At 66.5% G+C, this 15,221-nt stretch carries 15 protein-coding genes; 9 read left to right on the forward strand and 6 right to left on the reverse strand.

Annotated features, from left to right (window positions below; genetic code table 11):
* Nucleotides 1-21 precede the first annotated feature (21 nt).
* The 5 genes from GDN70_RS23155 to GDN70_RS23175 all read left to right on the forward strand — a co-directional run bounded on the left by GDN70_RS23155 (nucleotide 22) and on the right by GDN70_RS23175 (nucleotide 6,815).
* Nucleotides 22-1,386 carry a DUF5691 domain-containing protein gene (locus GDN70_RS23155; RefSeq protein WP_244625812.1) on the forward strand — a complete coding sequence of 455 codons (1,365 nt, stop codon included), beginning with the start codon at nucleotides 22-24 and terminating at the stop codon, nucleotides 1,384-1,386.
* Nucleotides 1,383-2,459, forward strand: coding sequence for an AAA family ATPase (locus tag GDN70_RS23160; protein WP_038972513.1), 1,077 nt, complete (start codon nucleotides 1,383-1,385; stop codon nucleotides 2,457-2,459). The genes GDN70_RS23155 and GDN70_RS23160 overlap by 4 nt, the downstream gene beginning before the upstream one ends.
* Nucleotides 2,460-2,475: 16 nt before the next feature.
* Nucleotides 2,476-4,701: a DUF5682 family protein gene (locus GDN70_RS23165; RefSeq protein ID WP_038972514.1), complete on the forward strand. Its 2,226-nt coding sequence runs from the start codon at nucleotides 2,476-2,478 to the stop codon at nucleotides 4,699-4,701.
* Nucleotides 4,698-5,879, forward strand: coding sequence for a VWA domain-containing protein (locus GDN70_RS23170; RefSeq protein WP_028145083.1), 1,182 nt, complete (start codon nucleotides 4,698-4,700; stop codon nucleotides 5,877-5,879). Before GDN70_RS23165 ends, GDN70_RS23170 begins: the two co-directional genes overlap by 4 nt.
* 63 nt (nucleotides 5,880-5,942) lie before the next feature.
* Entirely contained in the window at nucleotides 5,943-6,815 is an 873-nt protein-coding gene (locus GDN70_RS23175) for a helix-turn-helix domain-containing GNAT family N-acetyltransferase (RefSeq protein WP_028145084.1), read from the forward strand.
* 15 nt (nucleotides 6,816-6,830) lie between these two features.
* Here the strand turns inward: GDN70_RS23175 and GDN70_RS23180 are convergent, their stop codons facing one another.
* Nucleotides 6,831-7,556 carry an SDR family oxidoreductase gene (locus GDN70_RS23180; RefSeq protein WP_152103075.1) on the reverse strand — a complete coding sequence of 242 codons (726 nt, stop codon included), beginning with the start codon at nucleotides 7,554-7,556 and terminating at the stop codon, nucleotides 6,831-6,833.
* Nucleotides 7,557-7,661: 105 nt separating this feature from the next.
* Between GDN70_RS23180 and GDN70_RS23185 the strand changes: the two genes are divergently transcribed.
* The gene (locus GDN70_RS23185) at nucleotides 7,662-8,552 is read left to right on the forward strand and encodes a LysR family transcriptional regulator (protein WP_028145086.1); all 891 of its coding nucleotides are present in this window, start codon (nucleotides 7,662-7,664) and stop codon (nucleotides 8,550-8,552) included.
* Between the two features lie 16 nt (nucleotides 8,553-8,568).
* Nucleotides 8,569-8,955, forward strand: coding sequence for an ester cyclase (locus GDN70_RS23190; RefSeq protein ID WP_028145087.1), 387 nt, complete (start codon nucleotides 8,569-8,571; stop codon nucleotides 8,953-8,955).
* A gap of 21 nt (nucleotides 8,956-8,976) precedes the next feature.
* Here GDN70_RS23190 and GDN70_RS23195 read toward each other — a convergent pair whose 3' ends face one another.
* Nucleotides 8,977-10,197, reverse strand: coding sequence for an MFS transporter (locus GDN70_RS23195; protein ID WP_152103076.1), 1,221 nt, complete (start codon nucleotides 10,195-10,197; stop codon nucleotides 8,977-8,979).
* 241 nt (nucleotides 10,198-10,438) lie between these two features.
* On the opposite strand from GDN70_RS23195, the gene GDN70_RS23200 reads away from it, so the two are divergent.
* A complete protein-coding gene (locus GDN70_RS23200; RefSeq protein ID WP_152103077.1) occupies nucleotides 10,439-10,897 on the forward strand; it encodes a cupin domain-containing protein in 459 nt (152 codons plus the stop codon).
* Between the two features lie 4 nt (nucleotides 10,898-10,901).
* On the opposite strand, the gene GDN70_RS23205 is transcribed toward GDN70_RS23200, so the two are convergent.
* Entirely contained in the window at nucleotides 10,902-11,480 is a 579-nt protein-coding gene (locus tag GDN70_RS23205) for a hypothetical protein (RefSeq protein WP_038972520.1), read from the reverse strand.
* Nucleotides 11,481-11,567: 87 nt separating this feature from the next.
* Nucleotides 11,568-12,152, reverse strand: coding sequence for a TetR/AcrR family transcriptional regulator (locus GDN70_RS23210; protein ID WP_038972521.1), 585 nt, complete (start codon nucleotides 12,150-12,152; stop codon nucleotides 11,568-11,570).
* 78 nt (nucleotides 12,153-12,230) lie between these two features.
* On the opposite strand from GDN70_RS23210, the gene GDN70_RS23215 reads away from it, so the two are divergent.
* The gene (locus GDN70_RS23215; RefSeq protein WP_152103078.1) at nucleotides 12,231-12,731 is read left to right on the forward strand and encodes a peptide deformylase; all 501 of its coding nucleotides are present in this window, start codon (nucleotides 12,231-12,233) and stop codon (nucleotides 12,729-12,731) included.
* A gap of 57 nt (nucleotides 12,732-12,788) precedes the next feature.
* Here the strand turns inward: GDN70_RS23215 and GDN70_RS23220 are convergent, their stop codons facing one another.
* Both GDN70_RS23220 and GDN70_RS23225 read right to left on the reverse strand, forming a co-directional pair.
* Entirely contained in the window at nucleotides 12,789-13,667 is an 879-nt protein-coding gene (locus GDN70_RS23220) for a GyrI-like domain-containing protein (RefSeq protein WP_028145092.1), read from the reverse strand.
* A gap of 180 nt (nucleotides 13,668-13,847) precedes the next feature.
* Nucleotides 13,848-15,104, reverse strand: coding sequence for a serine hydrolase (locus GDN70_RS23225; protein WP_152103079.1), 1,257 nt, complete (start codon nucleotides 15,102-15,104; stop codon nucleotides 13,848-13,850).
* Nucleotides 15,105-15,221 lie beyond the last annotated feature (117 nt).

Raw genomic sequence — 15,221 nt, forward strand, 5'->3', positions numbered from 1 at the left:
GCAGTCCTCACGCGCTGGACCATGGGATCCGCGGCCGCGCCCGCAGCCACGTTCTGGCGTACCGAGCTCGGCGACGATCCCGCCGAAGCGGAATTGCGGCTGCTTGCGCTTTCGGGCCAGTTCCTCGGCACATCGGTGACGATGGAGCCGGCTTCAGTGCTCCGCATCCTGCCTGATATTCCGACGCTTGCATTGCCGACGGTGCCCGAAGAGCTGCGTCCGCTCGTGCGCCGGATCCTCGCGGCGAGGAAGCACGCGCACGCCGGAACCGAACTCGTCCATTTCCTGGCGGCGCGCGGCTGGACAGCGCATCCAGCCGACTGGATGCCGGCCGCCGATGATGACGACGCGCCGGACGTCTATGCCATCTGGCGCGACTGGGCGGCGCTTGCAGACTCCGACAGCGCCGCGCGGCAGCAAAGCAGCGACGATCTCACCGCCGAGAACTGGGACGATTTCTGGCCCGCTGCGCGCAAGGCGGCACTGACCGAACTCAGGCGGCGCGACCCGTCCGCCGCACGCGCGGTGCTCGAGGCCAAGCTCGCGAGCGAGACTGCCGACGCACGCTTGCGCCTGCTGTTGCTGCTGTCGGAGCGGCTTTCCGACGACGACATCCCTTTTCTCGAACGCATCGCGGCCGACGATCGCGCCCCCAAGGTCAAGGCGCTTGCGGCCTCGCTGCTCGCGCGTCTTGGCCGAGGCCCTGCGGCCGGCGAGGACGTCGCCGAACTTGCCGGCTTCTTTTCGGTCAAGACCAAGGGGCTGCTACGCCGCTCGCGCGTGGTCCAGGCCGAACCACTCAAGACGCCGGCGCAAGTGCAACGCCGCAAGGCCCTGTTCGACGGCGCCGACCTCGTTTCGTTTTCCGGCGCGCTGGGGCTTGCGCCGCAGGAGCTGATCGCCGCCTGGGACTGGAACGTGGACCACGCCGCCGACATGTCATTGATCAACCTGATCGTCGCGACCGGGACGGATGCGCTGGTCGCGCAAGCAGCGGATGCCGTCGGTGAACGTGATGCCACTGGCCTCGTTGCCGCGCTCGCGCCACGCCTTGCGCCCGCCGAACGCACAGGGCATGCCGAGGCGGCGCTGCGCACCCACGGCATCAGCTTCGAACTGGCCCGACAACTCGCAGGCGCAGCGGCACGGCTGGACGATCCGCTCTCCGCGCCCGCCGGCAAGACCCTGCTCGCCGCGCTTCATCGCGATGACGCGAGGCCCGGCGATCAGGTCCCGGAGCTTCACGCGCTCGGCCTTCTCGCCTCGCGAGACGGCGCGCGACAATCACTGCAACGACTGACGGCTGCGGGCCTCCTGCAAGGAGACTCGCGCCTCGACATGCTGCGGCTCAACGCCGCGTTGGACGACAATGGAGCGAAACCATGAGCGAGAAACTGCGCTTGCCCGCCGAGGACAGCTATGCCGCCGAGTTGAAGGCGCTTGCCGCGGGCGACGGGCATCGTCCGCCGGGCTGGGCGCTCTCGCCGCGGCAAGTGGTGACTTACCTGATGGGCGGAAAGGCTGCCGACGGGAGCGTGATCACGCCGAAATATGTCGGAGACAAGCGGCTGATCGAGACCGCCGTTGCAACCCTTGCGACCGATCGCGCATTATTGCTGCTGGGCGTGCCCGGCACCGCCAAATCGTGGGTCTCCGAGCACCTCGCCGCGGGCATCACCGGCGACTCCACACTCGTGATCCAGTGCACGGCCGGGACCGACGAGAACCAGATCCGCTACGGCTGGAACTATGCCCAATTGCTCGCGCACGGGCCGAGCCGCGAAGCGCTGGTCCCTACGCCGCTGATGCGTGCGATGGAGGGCGGCAAGCTCTGCCGTTTCGAGGAACTGACGCGGATGGGCAGCGACGTGCAGGACACGCTGATCACGGTGCTGTCGGAAAAGATGATGCCGGTTCCTGAGCTCAACACTGCCGTCTATGCCCAGCGCGGCTTCAACATCATCGCCACCGCCAACAACCGCGACAAGGGCGTCAACGAATTGTCGTCCGCGCTCAAGCGCCGCTTCAACGTCGTCGTGCTGCCCCTGCCCGACAGCGCCGAGGAGGAAGTGGCGATCATCGTCAAGCGTGTCGGCGAGATGGCTGAGAATCTCGATTTGCCGGCACCGAAGAACGTCGCCGACGAGGTCGCGCGCATCGTTTCGATCTTCCGTGAGCTGCGCTCGGGCTCGACCGAGGACGGCAAGATCGCGCTGAAGTCGCCCTCGGGCGGGCTGTCGACAGCCGAAGCGATCGCGGTGATGATCGGCGGCATCAGCCAGGCGACCTTCTTCAACGACGGCAAGCTGACGCCGGAAACACTCGCCAGCAACATGATCGGCGCCGTCGTGAAGGATCCGGTGCAGGATACGGCCGTGCTCGGCGAGTATCTCGAGACCGTGCTGAAGAAGCGGCGTGGCTTCGAAGGCTACTATGCTTCGCTGACCGACCGGATCTGACAGCGCGGCGCGAGCGATGGCAGACCAGGTCTCCCTCTTCGGCATCCGGCATCACGGTCCCGGCTCCGCGCGGCGGCTGGTGGAAGCGCTCGACGCGCTGAAGCCGGTCGCGGTGCTGATCGAGGGCCCGGCGGATGCATCGGAGCTACTACCCATGCTCGCCGATCCCGACATGGTGACGCCGGTGGCGCTGCTCACCTACGCCGAGGACAATCCGGCCAACGCCAGCTTCTTCCCCTTCGCCGACTATTCGCCGGAATACCAGGCCGCACGCTGGGCGGTGCGCCACGGCGCGACCCTGCGCTTCATCGACCTGCCGGCATCGGACCGGCTGGGTGCCACCGACGGCGACATTGCGGAGGAGATTGCTGCAAGGGCGGAGGCCGATCCAGTCAGCCACGACCCGATCGGGGCGCTCGCCACCGCCGCAGGCTATGACGACGGCGAGTCCTGGTGGTCCGACGTCATCGAGGAAAACCCTGCAACGGGCCCGATCTTCGCCGCCGTTGCCGATGCGATGACGGCGCTGCGCGCAGACGAGAAATCGCTATCGGCCCGCGAGGCCGCGCGCGAGGCGCATATGCGGATCGAGATCGCGAAGGCGGCAAAGGACCACGATGGCGCCATCGCGGTCGTCTGCGGCGCCTGGCACGTGCCGGCACTCGCCGAGCGTCGCAGCCTTGCTGCGGATCGCGAATTGCTCAAGGGCCGGCCGAAGACGAAGATCAAGGCGACCTGGGCGCCCTGGACCGCGCCGCGTCTGGCGCGCGCGAGCGGCTATGGCGCGGGCGTGGTGGCGCCGGGATGGTGCGCTCATGTCTGGGACACGCGCGAGCGCGATCGTGCCGCGGAGTGGCTTGCCAAGGCGACCCGCGTGCTGCGCGATCGCGGCCATTTCGTCTCGACCGCCTCGGTCATCGAGGCGCAGCGGCTGGGCACGGCGCTTGCGGCGCTGCGCGGCCGCCCCGCGCCGGGTTTCGCGGAGCTGCGCGAGGCGGCGATCGCCTGCCTCTGCAACGGCGAACGCGCCATGTGGGACGACATTTCGGCCGAGCTGCTGATCGGCGCAGGTGTCGGCGCGATTCCAGCGACAACACCGCTTGCGCCGCTGCTCGAAGATCTCCAGCGGCAGCAGAAGGCGACGCGGCTCAAGCCGGAGGCGCTCGATCGGCCGCTGACGCTCGATCTGCGCAGCGAAAGCGGGCTGATGCGCTCCACGCTGCTGCACCGGCTGAACGCGCTCGACGTGCCCTGGGGACGGCTGACCGATGCGGGCCGCAGCCGCGGTACGTTTCGCGAGAACTGGCAGTTGCGCTGGGAGCCGGAATTCGCAGTCAGGCTCGTGGAGAATCTGCTCTACGGTTCGACCATCGCTGAAGCTGCCGGCGGACGCCTGATCGAAGCGATGGGCAAGGAAGCCGAGCTTGCTCCGCTCGCGACGCTGGTGCGCAACGCCATGATCGCCGACCTGTCCCGTGCCACTGCGTTCGGCATCGCGGCGCTGGAGACCAAGGCGGCGCTGACCAGCGACGGGCAGTCTCTGCTCGGTGCGCTGCCGCCAATGGCCGACATCCTGCGCTATGGCGAGGCGCGCGCCGGCACGGTCGAGCATCTGGCGGCGCTGATGCCGCGCATCGTGGTGCAGGCCGCACTCGCCTTGCCTTATGCGGCGCGCAATCTGGACGGTCCCGCCGCGGCCAGGCTGCGCGGCGCGCTGCTCGCGGCCGACGCCGCGATCCAGCTTGCCCAGATCGAGCCCGAAATCGTAGCCAGCTGGCGCGATGCACTGAGCGCGCTGCTGAACGATGATCAGGCGACCCGGTTGATCGCCGGCACCGCGGCCCGGCTGCTCTACGAGGCCGAGCTCTTGACCGCCCATCACGCGGCAGACCTGCTGACGCGGATGCTCTCGCCCGGCACACCCGTGGCGGAAGCCGCCGGCTTCTTTGAAGGCTTCTTCGAGGGCGCCGGCCAGCGGCTGATCCACGATGCAACGCTGCGCGGCGCCGTCGACGGCTGGTTGATGACGCTGGACGAGGACGCCTTCACCGCGAGCCTGCCGCTGTTCCGCCGCGTCTTCTCGGCGCTGGACCGAACCGAGCGCAGGCGATTGATGGACGCGCTGTTCGCGCGCAGCACCGATGCCGCCAAAGGGTATCGGCTGCTCGCCGGCGCAGGCGAGATCTGGCCCGCGCATCAGGCCCGCGTGCTCGAACTTCTCACCTCGGGAGCTGCGCGATGAGCGAAGCCGATGAACGCAGCCGCCGCTGGACGCTCGCCCTCGGCGTCGACGCGGAAGGCGCCGAGAACGGCCCCGCCCTGTCCGCCAGCGATCGCCGCATGTCCGAGGCGCTGACGGCGCTCTATGGCGACGGCGACGAGGCGCCGAGGAAGGGCCGCGGCGGGCTCGGCGGCTCGGCGCCGCGCGTCGCAAAATGGCTCGGCGACATCAGGGAGTTCTTCCCCGCGCCCGTGGTGCAGGTGATCCAGAAAGATGCCTTCGAGCGCAAGGGCCTGCGCCAGATGCTGCTCGAGCCTGAATTCCTTGCGACCGTCGAGGCGGATGTGAGCCTGATCGCCGATCTCGTCGCACTGCGCGGCGTGATGCCGGAGAAGACCAAGGACACCGCCCGCATCGTCATCGCCAAGGTGGTGGCCGAGCTGATGGAACGGCTCGAGCGGCGCACCGCGGACGCGGTCCGCGGCGCCTTGAACCGCTCGCTGCGCACCCATCGCCCGCGCTTTGCCGACATCGACTGGCCGCGCACCATCAAGGCCAATCTGCGCCACTACCAGGCCGAGCACCGCACCGTGGTGCCCGAACGGCTGATCGGCTTCCTGCGCCAGCAGCGTCGCATCGTCGATCTCGAAGAGGTTACTCTGTGCGTCGACCAGTCGGGGTCGATGGCAACCTCCGTCGTCTATGCCTCGATCTTCGCGGCGGTGATGGCCTCGCTGCCGGTGGTCACAACCAAGCTCGTCTGTTTCGACACTGCGATCGTCGACCTCACCGAGGAGCTCGCCGATCCCGTCGAGGTGCTGTTCGGCGTCCAGCTCGGCGGCGGCACCGACATCAACCGCGCCGTCGCCTATTGCGAGGAACGCATCGAACGGCCGGCGAAAGCGCATCTGATCCTGATCACCGACCTCTATGAGGGCGGCGATGCGGACGCGCTGGTCGACCGGCTGGCGCGGCTCGCGACGCGCGGCATCAACGTGATCGTGCTGCTGGCGCTGACCGACACCGGCCATCCCTCTTACAATCCCGCGCTGTCTGCGAAGGTCGCAAGTCTCGGCATTCCCGTGTTCGCCTGCACGCCGGATCAGTTCCCGGATCTGATGGCAACCGCCCTGAAGCGCGAGGATGTTGCCGGATGGGCCGCCGACCAGGACATCAAGCTGATCCGGCCGGAAACCTAGCATCCAGCCCGATCAGCTCCCGCCCGATTGACAGACCACGATATCTGACTAAAGTCAGACATCATGCTCGACCCCGTTTCCCGCGTCCGCCGCTTCAACCGTGCCGTCACCTCCGCCGTCGGCGCGCTCGATACCTCATTTCTCGGGCGCGGCCGCCCGCTCGGCGCGGCGCGTGTGCTCAATGCGATCGGGCACGGGCGTTCGGACGTGGCCGAGATCCGCGATTATCTCGGCCTCGATTCCGGTTTGATGAGCCGGCTGCTGCGCAGCCTGGAAGAGGACGGCCTGGTCGAGACCGCCGCGCATGAGGACGATGCCCGCCGCCGGGTCGCGACATTGACGCGTGCGGGCCGGCGCGAGTTCGCAGCCTATGAGGCGCTGTCGAACACGCAAGCCGAGGGCTTGCTCGCGCAGCATTCGCAGGCCGAGACGCTGCTGGCGGCGATGGACCTGATCGCGTCCGCATTGACGCGCGAGCGTGTTGCGCTGGAGGAGATGGATCCGCAAAGCGAGCAAGCGCGTTACTGCCTCGGCGAGTATTATGCCGAGCTCGGCCGCCGCTTCAAGCAGGGCTTCGACGTTTCGCTGTCGCGCGACCCCGACGCCAAGGACATGCGCCGCCCGCGCGGCAGCTTCATCGTCGCGATGTCGGACACGCTGCCGATCGGCTGCGTCGGCCTGAAGGGAACCGATCACGGCTATGCCGAGATCAAGCGGCTGTGGGTCGCGCCCGCCGCGCGCGGATTGCGGCTCGGCCGGCGCCTGATGGACGGGGCCGAGAGCGCCGCGCGCGAACTCGGCATCACGCTGCTGCGGCTCGACACCAACAGCGCGCTGCCCGAGGCCGGCCAGCTCTACCGCACGACGGGCTGGCGCGGGATCCCGCGCTACAATGACGACCCCTACCCGGACCTGTTTTTCGAGAAGCGCATCTGATGCGGATGGGTATCGTCACCTCGTCCGCGTCGGCCGCACGACGATCTCGTTGACGTCGACGTCATCGGGCTGCTCGATGGCGAAGCGCACCGCGCGGGCGATGGCGTCTGGCTGAAGCGCAATCGTCCGATACGTCTTCATCGCCTCGGCGGCCACGGGATCGGTGATAGTGCCGGCAAGCTCGCTTTCGACCACGCCGGGATGGATGCAGGTGACGCGGATATTGTCGTGCTCCTGGCGCAGGCCATCCGAGATCGCCCGCACCGCATATTTCGTGGCGCAGTAGACGGCTGCCGTCGGCGACACGCTCAGCGCACCGATCGAGGCGATGTTGACGATTTGGCCGGAGCCGCGCGCCACCATCTCCGGCAGCACGGCGGCGATGCCGTAGAGCACGCCCTTGATGTTGACGTCGACCATCCGGTCCCACTCCTCGACCTTGAGCGAGGCCATCAGCGACAGCGGCATCACGCCGGCATTGTTGACGATGACGTCGACGCGGCCCCAGACCCCGCGCGCTGCGTCGGCAAAGGCGGCAACGCTGGCGCGGTCGGTGACGTCGAGTGGATGCGCGAGCACCGTTCCGCCCCGCCCGTTCAACTCGGCCGCAAGCGCATTCAGACGGTCGGTGCGCCGCGCGCCGAGCAGAATCTTCGCGCCGGCCGCGGCCAGCTCGCGGGCAATGCCGGCGCCGATACCGCTGGAGGCGCCGGTGATGAGAATGACTTTGTCGATTGGCATGAGGGTTCTTCCCGTTGCTTTCGGAGTGATTGCGGGAAGATGGACCGGCGCCATCGCTGTGATAAGACGACGATCCCTAACCACACTGACAAGCTACGCTAACCGATGGAACCAGACCTCAACGCCCTCGCCGTCTTTGCGCTGGTCGCCGAAGAGCGGAATTTCCGCGCCGCCGCCGACCGTCTCGGCGTAACCCGCTCGGCGGTGAGCCAGACAATCCGGCGGCTGGAGGAAACGCTCGGCATCGCGCTGGTCCAGCGCACCACCCGCAGCGTCAGCCTGACCGAAGCCGGCGAGCGGCTGCATGCGGAGGTCGCGCCTGCGATCGCGGACATGCGCGCCGCGCTCGACGGCACCGAGGCACTACGCGGGCGGCCGCGCGGTTTGCTACGCCTCGCCGTCTCCTCGATCGCCGAGCATTTTCTCTCGGGGCGCTTTCTAGCGGACTTCGCCGACGCGAACCCGGAGGTGCAGCTCGACATCACCGTGACGGATGCGGAATTCGACATCGTCGCCGCCGGCTATGACGCCGGCGTCCGCCTTGGCGAGGTCATCGAGCAGGACATGATTGCGGTGCCGATCGCCGGAGAGGAACGCCAGCTCGCCGTCTGCGCGCCGGATTTCCGCGACCGCTTCGGCGTGCCCTCGCATCCGTCCGAGCTTGCGTCCTTTCGCTGTATCGGCTGGCGTCCGGCGCCGAACGTTGTCCCCTATCGCTGGGAGTTTGCCGACGGCGGCAAGGAGTTCAGCGTCGCGGTCGCGCCCGAGATCACGACCAACGACATGGCGCTGATGATCAAGCTGGCGGTGGCCGGCGCCGGCATCACGTTCGGCATGGAGGCGAGCTTTCGCCCCGCGATCGCGCGCGGCGAGCTGGTGCCGATCCTGGAGGACTATTGCCCCTGCTTCGCCGGATTCTATCTCTACTACCCGAGCCGCCGCAACGTCGCACCGAAGCTGCGCGCGCTGATCGAGCATCTGCGGCGGCGCGCGTGAACCGGAAGGAGCCGGTATGGAGAAAGAAGAGCTCGCCGGCATCTACCGTGCCTACATCGCCTGCCTGAACCGGCAGGATTGGCCGGCGCTCGGCCAGTTCGTGCATGATGAGGTCGCCCGCAATGCCCGTCCGCTCGGCCTGTCCGGCTACCGCGCGATGCTGGAGCAGGATTTTCGGGAGATACCCGACCTGCAATTCCACATCGAGATGCTCATCATCGATCCACCGCGCGTCGCGGCACGACTGAAGTTCGATTGCACGCCGGTCGGGACGTTCCTTGGGCTTGCCGTCAACGGAAGGCGCGTGTCGTTTTGCGAGAACGTGTTCTACGAATTCGGCAACGACAAGATCCGGCAGGTCTGGTCGGTGATCGACAAGACCGCGATCGAGGCGCAGCTCTGACCTTGCGCCTCGATGTCGAACCTACGCCGCCGCCGGCGCCACCTCGCCTTGCGGCTTCGCAAACGGCCTGAAATTCATCGCCATCAGGAAGGCACCCAAGCCCATCGCCCAGGAAGCGATGTAGAGCCAGGCGTAGCTGGAGAAGGCGTCGTAGATCAGGCCGCCGGCGAGCGGGCCCGTCGCCATGCCGAGGCTGCCGGCCATCGCCGTGCCGCCGATCACCGTGCCCATCATCCGCAGCGGAAAGTTCTCGCGTATCAGCACGGCGTAGAGCGGCATGGTGCCGGCATAGATGAAGCCGAACACCGCGCCGACGGCGTAGAAGGTCGCGAGCTGATGGGCGAAGACGTAGGCGAGCGCGCCGAACGCCTGGAGCAGCAGCCCTGAGACCAGCACGCGCTTGGCCCCGAAACGGTCGCCCATCAGGCCGAAGGCGATGCGCCCGCCGAGACCGGCAAAACCCTCGATGCTGTAGATCGTCACCGCCGCGACCAGCGGGATGCCGCAGCTCACGGCATAGCTGACGGTGTGGATGATTGGACCGGAATGGGTGGCGCAGCAGAAGAAATTGGTCGCGAGCAGGATGAGGAATTGCGGCGAGCGCAGCGCCTCGCCCATCGACATCTCGCTCTGCGCGGCCCCCTCGCCCGTTGGTGCGACCGCCGCATTGGCGAGCGCTGGCGGGCGGCGCACCAGGAACGAGACTGGGATCATGATGGCGCCGACGACGAGCGCGATGATCTGCATCGAGGTGCGCCAGTCATGGTTCGAGACGAGCCAGGCCGCGAGCGGCGCCATCGTCATCGGCGCCACGCCCATGCCGGCCGACACCAGCGACACGGCAAGGCTGCGATGGGTATCGAACCAGCCGGTCACGGTCGCCATCATCGGCGCGAAGATCGCCGCACAGGAGGCGCCGACCAGAAGGCCGAACACGAACTGGAACACGATCAGGGAGGTCGCATGGCTCGCCGTGAACAGGCTGAGCGCCAGTACCGTCGATCCCGTCAGCACCACCGGCAGCGGCCCGAACCGGTCGGACAGTGTGCCCCAGACCATGCTGGTGCAGGCCATCGCCAGAAAGCCGATCGTCATCGCGCTTGAGATGCCGGTCACGGACCAGCCGGTGTCCTTGGCGATCGGCTGCAGGAACACCGGCAGCGAAAACATGCCGCCGATCGCGACGCAGCCGAGCAGGCCGCCGGCGGCGACGATCACCCAGCGATAGTTGGAAGAAGTCATTTCGGTCTCCCGTCAGGTCTGTCTCACGTGGAAGACGAATGGGAACCGGGCGGACCGACATGGCTCACGTCATTTTTGCCGCCCCGGTTCGTGACCTGCCAACAAAAAAGTCGAAAAACAACCCCATGCAAAGTAGCCGGGCGCTGTCGGATCAATGACTTACGAGGCAGATGATTTGCGACAACCGTGACGCGATTTGACTCATCGGGCAAAACACCAGCACCATACCAGGGACAAATCCATGCCAAAGATCGACATCGCTGCCGTGCCATCGCGCAAAGGCTCCGGTTATCCGGCGCCCTTCAATGCGCCTTGCGCTGATCGCATCCGCCAGCGGCTCGGCGATGCCGGAGGCCTGAGGGATTTCGGGGTGAACCTGATGCGCCTGCCGCCGGACGGCTGGTCGAGCCAGCGGCACTGGCATTCGCACGAGGACGAGTTCGTCTATGTGCTCGAAGGCGAAGTGACGCTGATCGAGGACGGCGGCGAAACCGTGCTGCGCGCTGGCGACTGCGCCGCCTTCCCGAAGGCAAGCGGCAACGGCCATCACATGGTCAACCGGTCGGATGCAACGGCCGTCTATCTCGAGATCGGCTCGCGCTCACCCGACGACCTCATCACCTCCTCCGACATCGACATGATGAGCCCGGCATCCGACGGCCGCTTCCTGCACAAGGACGGCACGCCCTATCCGGCGTGACGTCTCACAGCGCCGCGCCGCGGCGCCACGTGCTGACGGTGAGCCAGACCGCCGAGACCAGGAAGTACAGCGCGCCGACCGCAGCGTAGCCCGCGACGTTCGCGATCGACGGGATTGCAGGCATCGCGGCCTGAACGATGAAGAAGCCGCCTGCCAGCGCCGACTGGCCTCCGCTGAGCACCATGGCCCATTGCGCGCCGTAGCTCCTCCAGCGCCGGACCGCCGTGCCGAGCTGAAGCAATCCGGCAAGGATCGCCCACGCGCCGAAGATCCCGAGCACCCAGTTCATGCTCACCCGCAAGGCCAGGATGACCGCGATGGTGGTCGCCAGGCTGACCAGCACGTTCAGGGCCTGGGTGCGGTTTTGGTTCAATCCGCCGCTGCAGAACGCGTCGAGATAATTGGCCGCGGCGTCCCATGCCGGATAGGCGACGAGCAACGTTCCTGCGATCGCCGCAGACGACGGCGCGACGGCAAAGGCGGCAATGACCCAGGCAACGGAAAACGCGGCGCGAAGGAAATAGTATTGCTTCAGCCATTGCGCACGGTCGGATGTATCCGAAGCCAACTCAAGATCTTTCATTTTCTCTTCCTTACCTACTAGTTGGTAGTTTTCTTGCGAAACCAGATCGCCTCGCCATTCAGATCGATTGCAACAGTGCGGATTGCGTCAGTGCCTGGGGGAAAGCCGATCCAGCAACGGCCGGGCGATGACCCCAAACATCTTTGGATCGCCATAGGCCCGCGCCGACAACATCGCGCCGTGAACGGTCGCCATGAACCCTTCAGCCTCGACCCGGGCTGTGCCGGAGAGCTGAAGCCGCCCCTGCCGCTTGCCGCGCTCCATCACCGATGTCAGCCACGACGCCAGCGAGCGGAAGTGAGCCCGGACCTCGAGCGCGACCTCCTCAGGCAGGATCGGAAGCTCGCTGGCGAGCAGCGCGCAAACGCAGAACGGAGCCTTCGCGTCCTTGATGCACGCTTCCCAATACGCGACATAGCTCTTGAGCTGCTCGCCGGGGTCCGGCACGTTGCGCTCCATGGCCGCCAGCCCAGCCTGGGCCTCCTCGCGATATCGCGACACGAGGGTGCGGACCAGATCGACCTTGCTGGCGAAATGGTGGTGGATGCTCGGTTTGCGGATGCCGACGATCTCGGCCACATCGGCGTAACTGAAGCCGTTGTAGCCGCCTGCAATGATCAGCGTGCGGGCGCAGTCCAGAATGTCGTCGGCGGTCGAGGAAATCTTGGTCATGGCAGATTAACTACCTTCCAGTTGGTAGGCCGTCAAGAACGGTGTGCTTCAACCCTCCGTGAGTGGTAGGAGCCCTGCATGACCATCCGCCTCATCGTCCGTTACCCCGATCGCCGGCTCACAATGCCGGCACGCACCGTCACCACATTCGACGACGGCTTGCGCGAGCTTGCAGCGGATCTGCTCGACACCATGCGGGCCGCCCCCGGCATCGGCATCACCGCGCCGCATATCGGCGTGCCGCTGCGCGTCGTCGTGCTTGAGCTCGATGCCAAGGACGGCCCCCTCACCTACGTCAATCCGGTCATTGAATGGACGTCACCCGAGATGATCCTGCACCGCGAGGGCAGCGTCTCGATGCCCGGCGTCAATGACGAGGTACAGCGCCACGCCCGGGTGCGGATCAGCTATTGGGATCTCGACGGCAAATTGCAGAGCGAGGAGTCCGAAGCCTTGCGCGCCGTCTGCCATCAGCACGAGATCGACCAGCTCGACGGCATGTTCTGGATCCAGCGGCTGTCGCGGCTGAAGCGCGAGCGGCTGGTGAAGAAGTTCGAGAAGATGTCGCGGAATATGTAGTACGGGTTGGCCGCGACTGCGCTTCGCGCAGCCGCGGGCATAATCCACCTTAGGCAATCATTTCAGCGGCAAAAACAAATCCGCGACCGTCTCGTGCTCGGGCACTTCCGGGAAGAAGCTCAGCCGTTGGCAATAGATCGGGAAGTCGCGTGCCTCCTCGCCGCTGGCCGGAAGCCAGTCGCGATAGAGATAGAGCGCGGCGGGCTCCAGATTGTCGGTGTAGCCGACGATTCGCAGCACGGCGCAGCGTCCGCCGGGGATCTCGCCGGCCTTGATCTCTTCGCCATTCGCCTCGATCGACTGCTCGGCGCCGACACAAAGGTCCACGCTGTAATCGGCAGGCGATGAAGGACGCCGCTCGGAACGCCAGACATTGAAAGTCGGACTTGTCCGGGGATGCAGGCCGGCTGTCTTGCGCCAGGCGATGAAGCGCTGGATGGTGGCGCCAAGCGTCGCCGGGTCGCCCCGATGCTCCATGATCGCCACTTTCGTGGTGGGCACATCGCGGATCGTCACGTCGTCACTGCTAAACGTCTTCATGAGCTTGTTCCTCGCGTTATCGAGAGGCCCGAAGGCCGCAAGCCACGGCTCCCAGTCGGGAGACTTCCGGAACGACGACGGCGATTGCCCGAACCGTTGCCGAAAGGCGCGGGCGAAGGCGTCAGGCGTAGCGTAACCGGCATCCATCGCGATGTCGGTGACGCCAAGGGCGTTACCGTAGGCCAGCTGATGTGAAGCGCGCTTCATGCGGGCCAACTGGACATAGCGATGCACTGACAACCCGAAGGTCGCGGTGAATTGCCGGTGGAAATGAAACTTCGAGAACGCGGCAACAGCGCTTAACCCGTCGAGGGCCAGATCATCGTCGAGATGCCGATCGATATGATCCAGCACCCGTCGCATCCGGTCCTGATAGTTTTGCAGCGCCGCCTTCATCGTCCCTCCTCCGTGGCGGCTCCATCTAGCCGCAGAAGGCCGTGACACGCTCGACCGATCTTGCGGTTTGAGAGGATATCGCGGCATTCGCCGGCCCGTAGGGCGGATTAGCGAAGCGCAATCCGCCATCTTGAACGAGCAGCGGCGGATTACGCCTTGCGGCTAATCCGCCCTACGCACCTATCCCGCCATCAGCGCCTTCGCCAGCGCCATGTAGGCCGGCAGCGTCACGGGATCGTTGGCGGCGTTGCCCGCGACGGGATGCGACGCGTAGCGCGCGATCACCATCTCGGCCTTCGGATCGACATAGATGCCCTGGCCGTGGACGCCGCGCGCCATGTAGGCGCCGTGGGCGTTGTGGCTGACCCACCATTGGTTGCGGTAGGAGGCGCCGGGCAAGGTGGTGTAGCCGGCGGGCTTGAACTTTTCGGGGTCGCCGCCGCGCGCGATGTCCTCGACCACGGATGATGGCACGATCTGGCGACCGTTGAAGCGGCCGTGGTTGCGCATGGTCTCGCCGAAGCGGGCAAGATCGCGCAGTGTCGTGGAAAGACCGCCACCGCCGCTCTCGGTGCCGATGCGGTCGACGTGATAATACGCGTCCTCCTCCGCACCCATGGGAATCCAGATGCGCTCCGACAGAAGATCGGACAGCGTCATGCCGCTGGCGCGCCTGATGATCCAGGCCAGCACGTCGGTGTTGACGGTCTTGTACGCAAAGACCTTGCCGTGCTCGCCCTGCTTCTTCTGCGCCATCAGGAAATCGAAAATGGTGGTCGGGCCGTCATAATCGGGCTCGATCGGCGCCATGCCGTTGGCGCGCCGCAATCCCCACACGGCCGAATTCTTGTCGGTGTAGACTTCGGTGTATGCGAGCCCCGTGGTCATATCCATGACCTCGTGCACACGCGCGTCGCCAAACCCGCTCGCCTTCAGCTCCGGCACATAGTCCGTGACGGGTGCCTGCGGGTCGATCCTACCCTCGGCCACCAGAATGCCGGCCAGCACGCCGGTGAACGACTTCGTCACCGACATCCCGATATGCGCCTTGTGCGGCTTCAACGCGCCGAAATAGCGCTCATAGATCAGCTTGCCCCGATGCAGCACGGCGATGCCGTCTGCATAGGTCTCCTCCAGCATCTTTGCGAAGGTCATGGGCCGGCCGTCCATCGTGGTCGAGGCGACCGCGCCGATGTCATGGTCCTCGCGCGGCAGCGGCGAGGCCGGCCCTGCCCCGCGCCAGACGTTCACCGTCGGCACCAGCTGCCGGACATTGCTCCACGCCCAGCGCAGCTCGGGAAAGCTGCGGAACGAGCCGTCCTGGAAGGTGATGGTGCGATCCGGCGCCGGCGGAAAGCCCTTCATCCAGCCGAGGGTCTCGGGATCGGTCTCGGCGGCGGTTGCGGGCTGTTGGCTGAAGGCGGTCGCAGTGGACATGCAGGCTGGCTCCGGAAAGGACGATGCAGATGTCGTATCACGGCCGAACGTGACGGACATCCGACGTTTGCGCCGGGTCCCTGCGCGCCGATCGGATCGGCGGCAGCGCCAGCCCTG

This window comes from Bradyrhizobium sp. TM102, from assembly GCF_009176685.1.
GTDB lineage: Bacteria > Pseudomonadota > Alphaproteobacteria > Rhizobiales > Xanthobacteraceae > Bradyrhizobium > Bradyrhizobium ottawaense.

Bases quoted from the DNA above. Each gene is read 5' to 3' on its own strand.
- GDN70_RS23155 (WP_244625812.1), top strand. From the start codon at position 22: ATGGGATCCGCGGCCGCGCCCGCAGCCACGTTCTGGCGTACCGAGCTC.
- GDN70_RS23185 (WP_028145086.1), top strand. From the start codon at position 7,662: ATGGAACCAGACCTCAACGCCCTCGCCGTCTTTGCGCTGGTCGCCGAA.
- GDN70_RS23195 (WP_152103076.1), bottom strand. From the start codon at position 10,197: ATGACTTCTTCCAACTATCGCTGGGTGATCGTCGCCGCCGGCGGCCTG.
- GDN70_RS23200 (WP_152103077.1), top strand. From the start codon at position 10,439: ATGCCAAAGATCGACATCGCTGCCGTGCCATCGCGCAAAGGCTCCGGT.
- GDN70_RS23205 (WP_038972520.1), bottom strand. From the start codon at position 11,480: ATGAAAGATCTTGAGTTGGCTTCGGATACATCCGACCGTGCGCAATGG.
- GDN70_RS23225 (WP_152103079.1), bottom strand. From the start codon at position 15,104: ATGTCCACTGCGACCGCCTTCAGCCAACAGCCCGCAACCGCCGCCGAG.
- GDN70_RS23220 (WP_028145092.1), bottom strand. From the start codon at position 13,667: ATGAAGGCGGCGCTGCAAAACTATCAGGACCGGATGCGACGGGTGCTG.
- GDN70_RS23160 (WP_038972513.1), top strand. From the start codon at position 1,383: ATGAGCGAGAAACTGCGCTTGCCCGCCGAGGACAGCTATGCCGCCGAG.
- GDN70_RS23175 (WP_028145084.1), top strand. From the start codon at position 5,943: ATGCTCGACCCCGTTTCCCGCGTCCGCCGCTTCAACCGTGCCGTCACC.
- GDN70_RS23165 (WP_038972514.1), top strand. From the start codon at position 2,476: ATGGCAGACCAGGTCTCCCTCTTCGGCATCCGGCATCACGGTCCCGGC.
- GDN70_RS23215 (WP_152103078.1), top strand. From the start codon at position 12,231: ATGACCATCCGCCTCATCGTCCGTTACCCCGATCGCCGGCTCACAATG.
- GDN70_RS23170 (WP_028145083.1), top strand. From the start codon at position 4,698: ATGAGCGAAGCCGATGAACGCAGCCGCCGCTGGACGCTCGCCCTCGGC.
- GDN70_RS23180 (WP_152103075.1), bottom strand. From the start codon at position 7,556: ATGCCAATCGACAAAGTCATTCTCATCACCGGCGCCTCCAGCGGTATC.
- GDN70_RS23190 (WP_028145087.1), top strand. From the start codon at position 8,569: ATGGAGAAAGAAGAGCTCGCCGGCATCTACCGTGCCTACATCGCCTGC.
- GDN70_RS23210 (WP_038972521.1), bottom strand. From the start codon at position 12,152: ATGACCAAGATTTCCTCGACCGCCGACGACATTCTGGACTGCGCCCGC.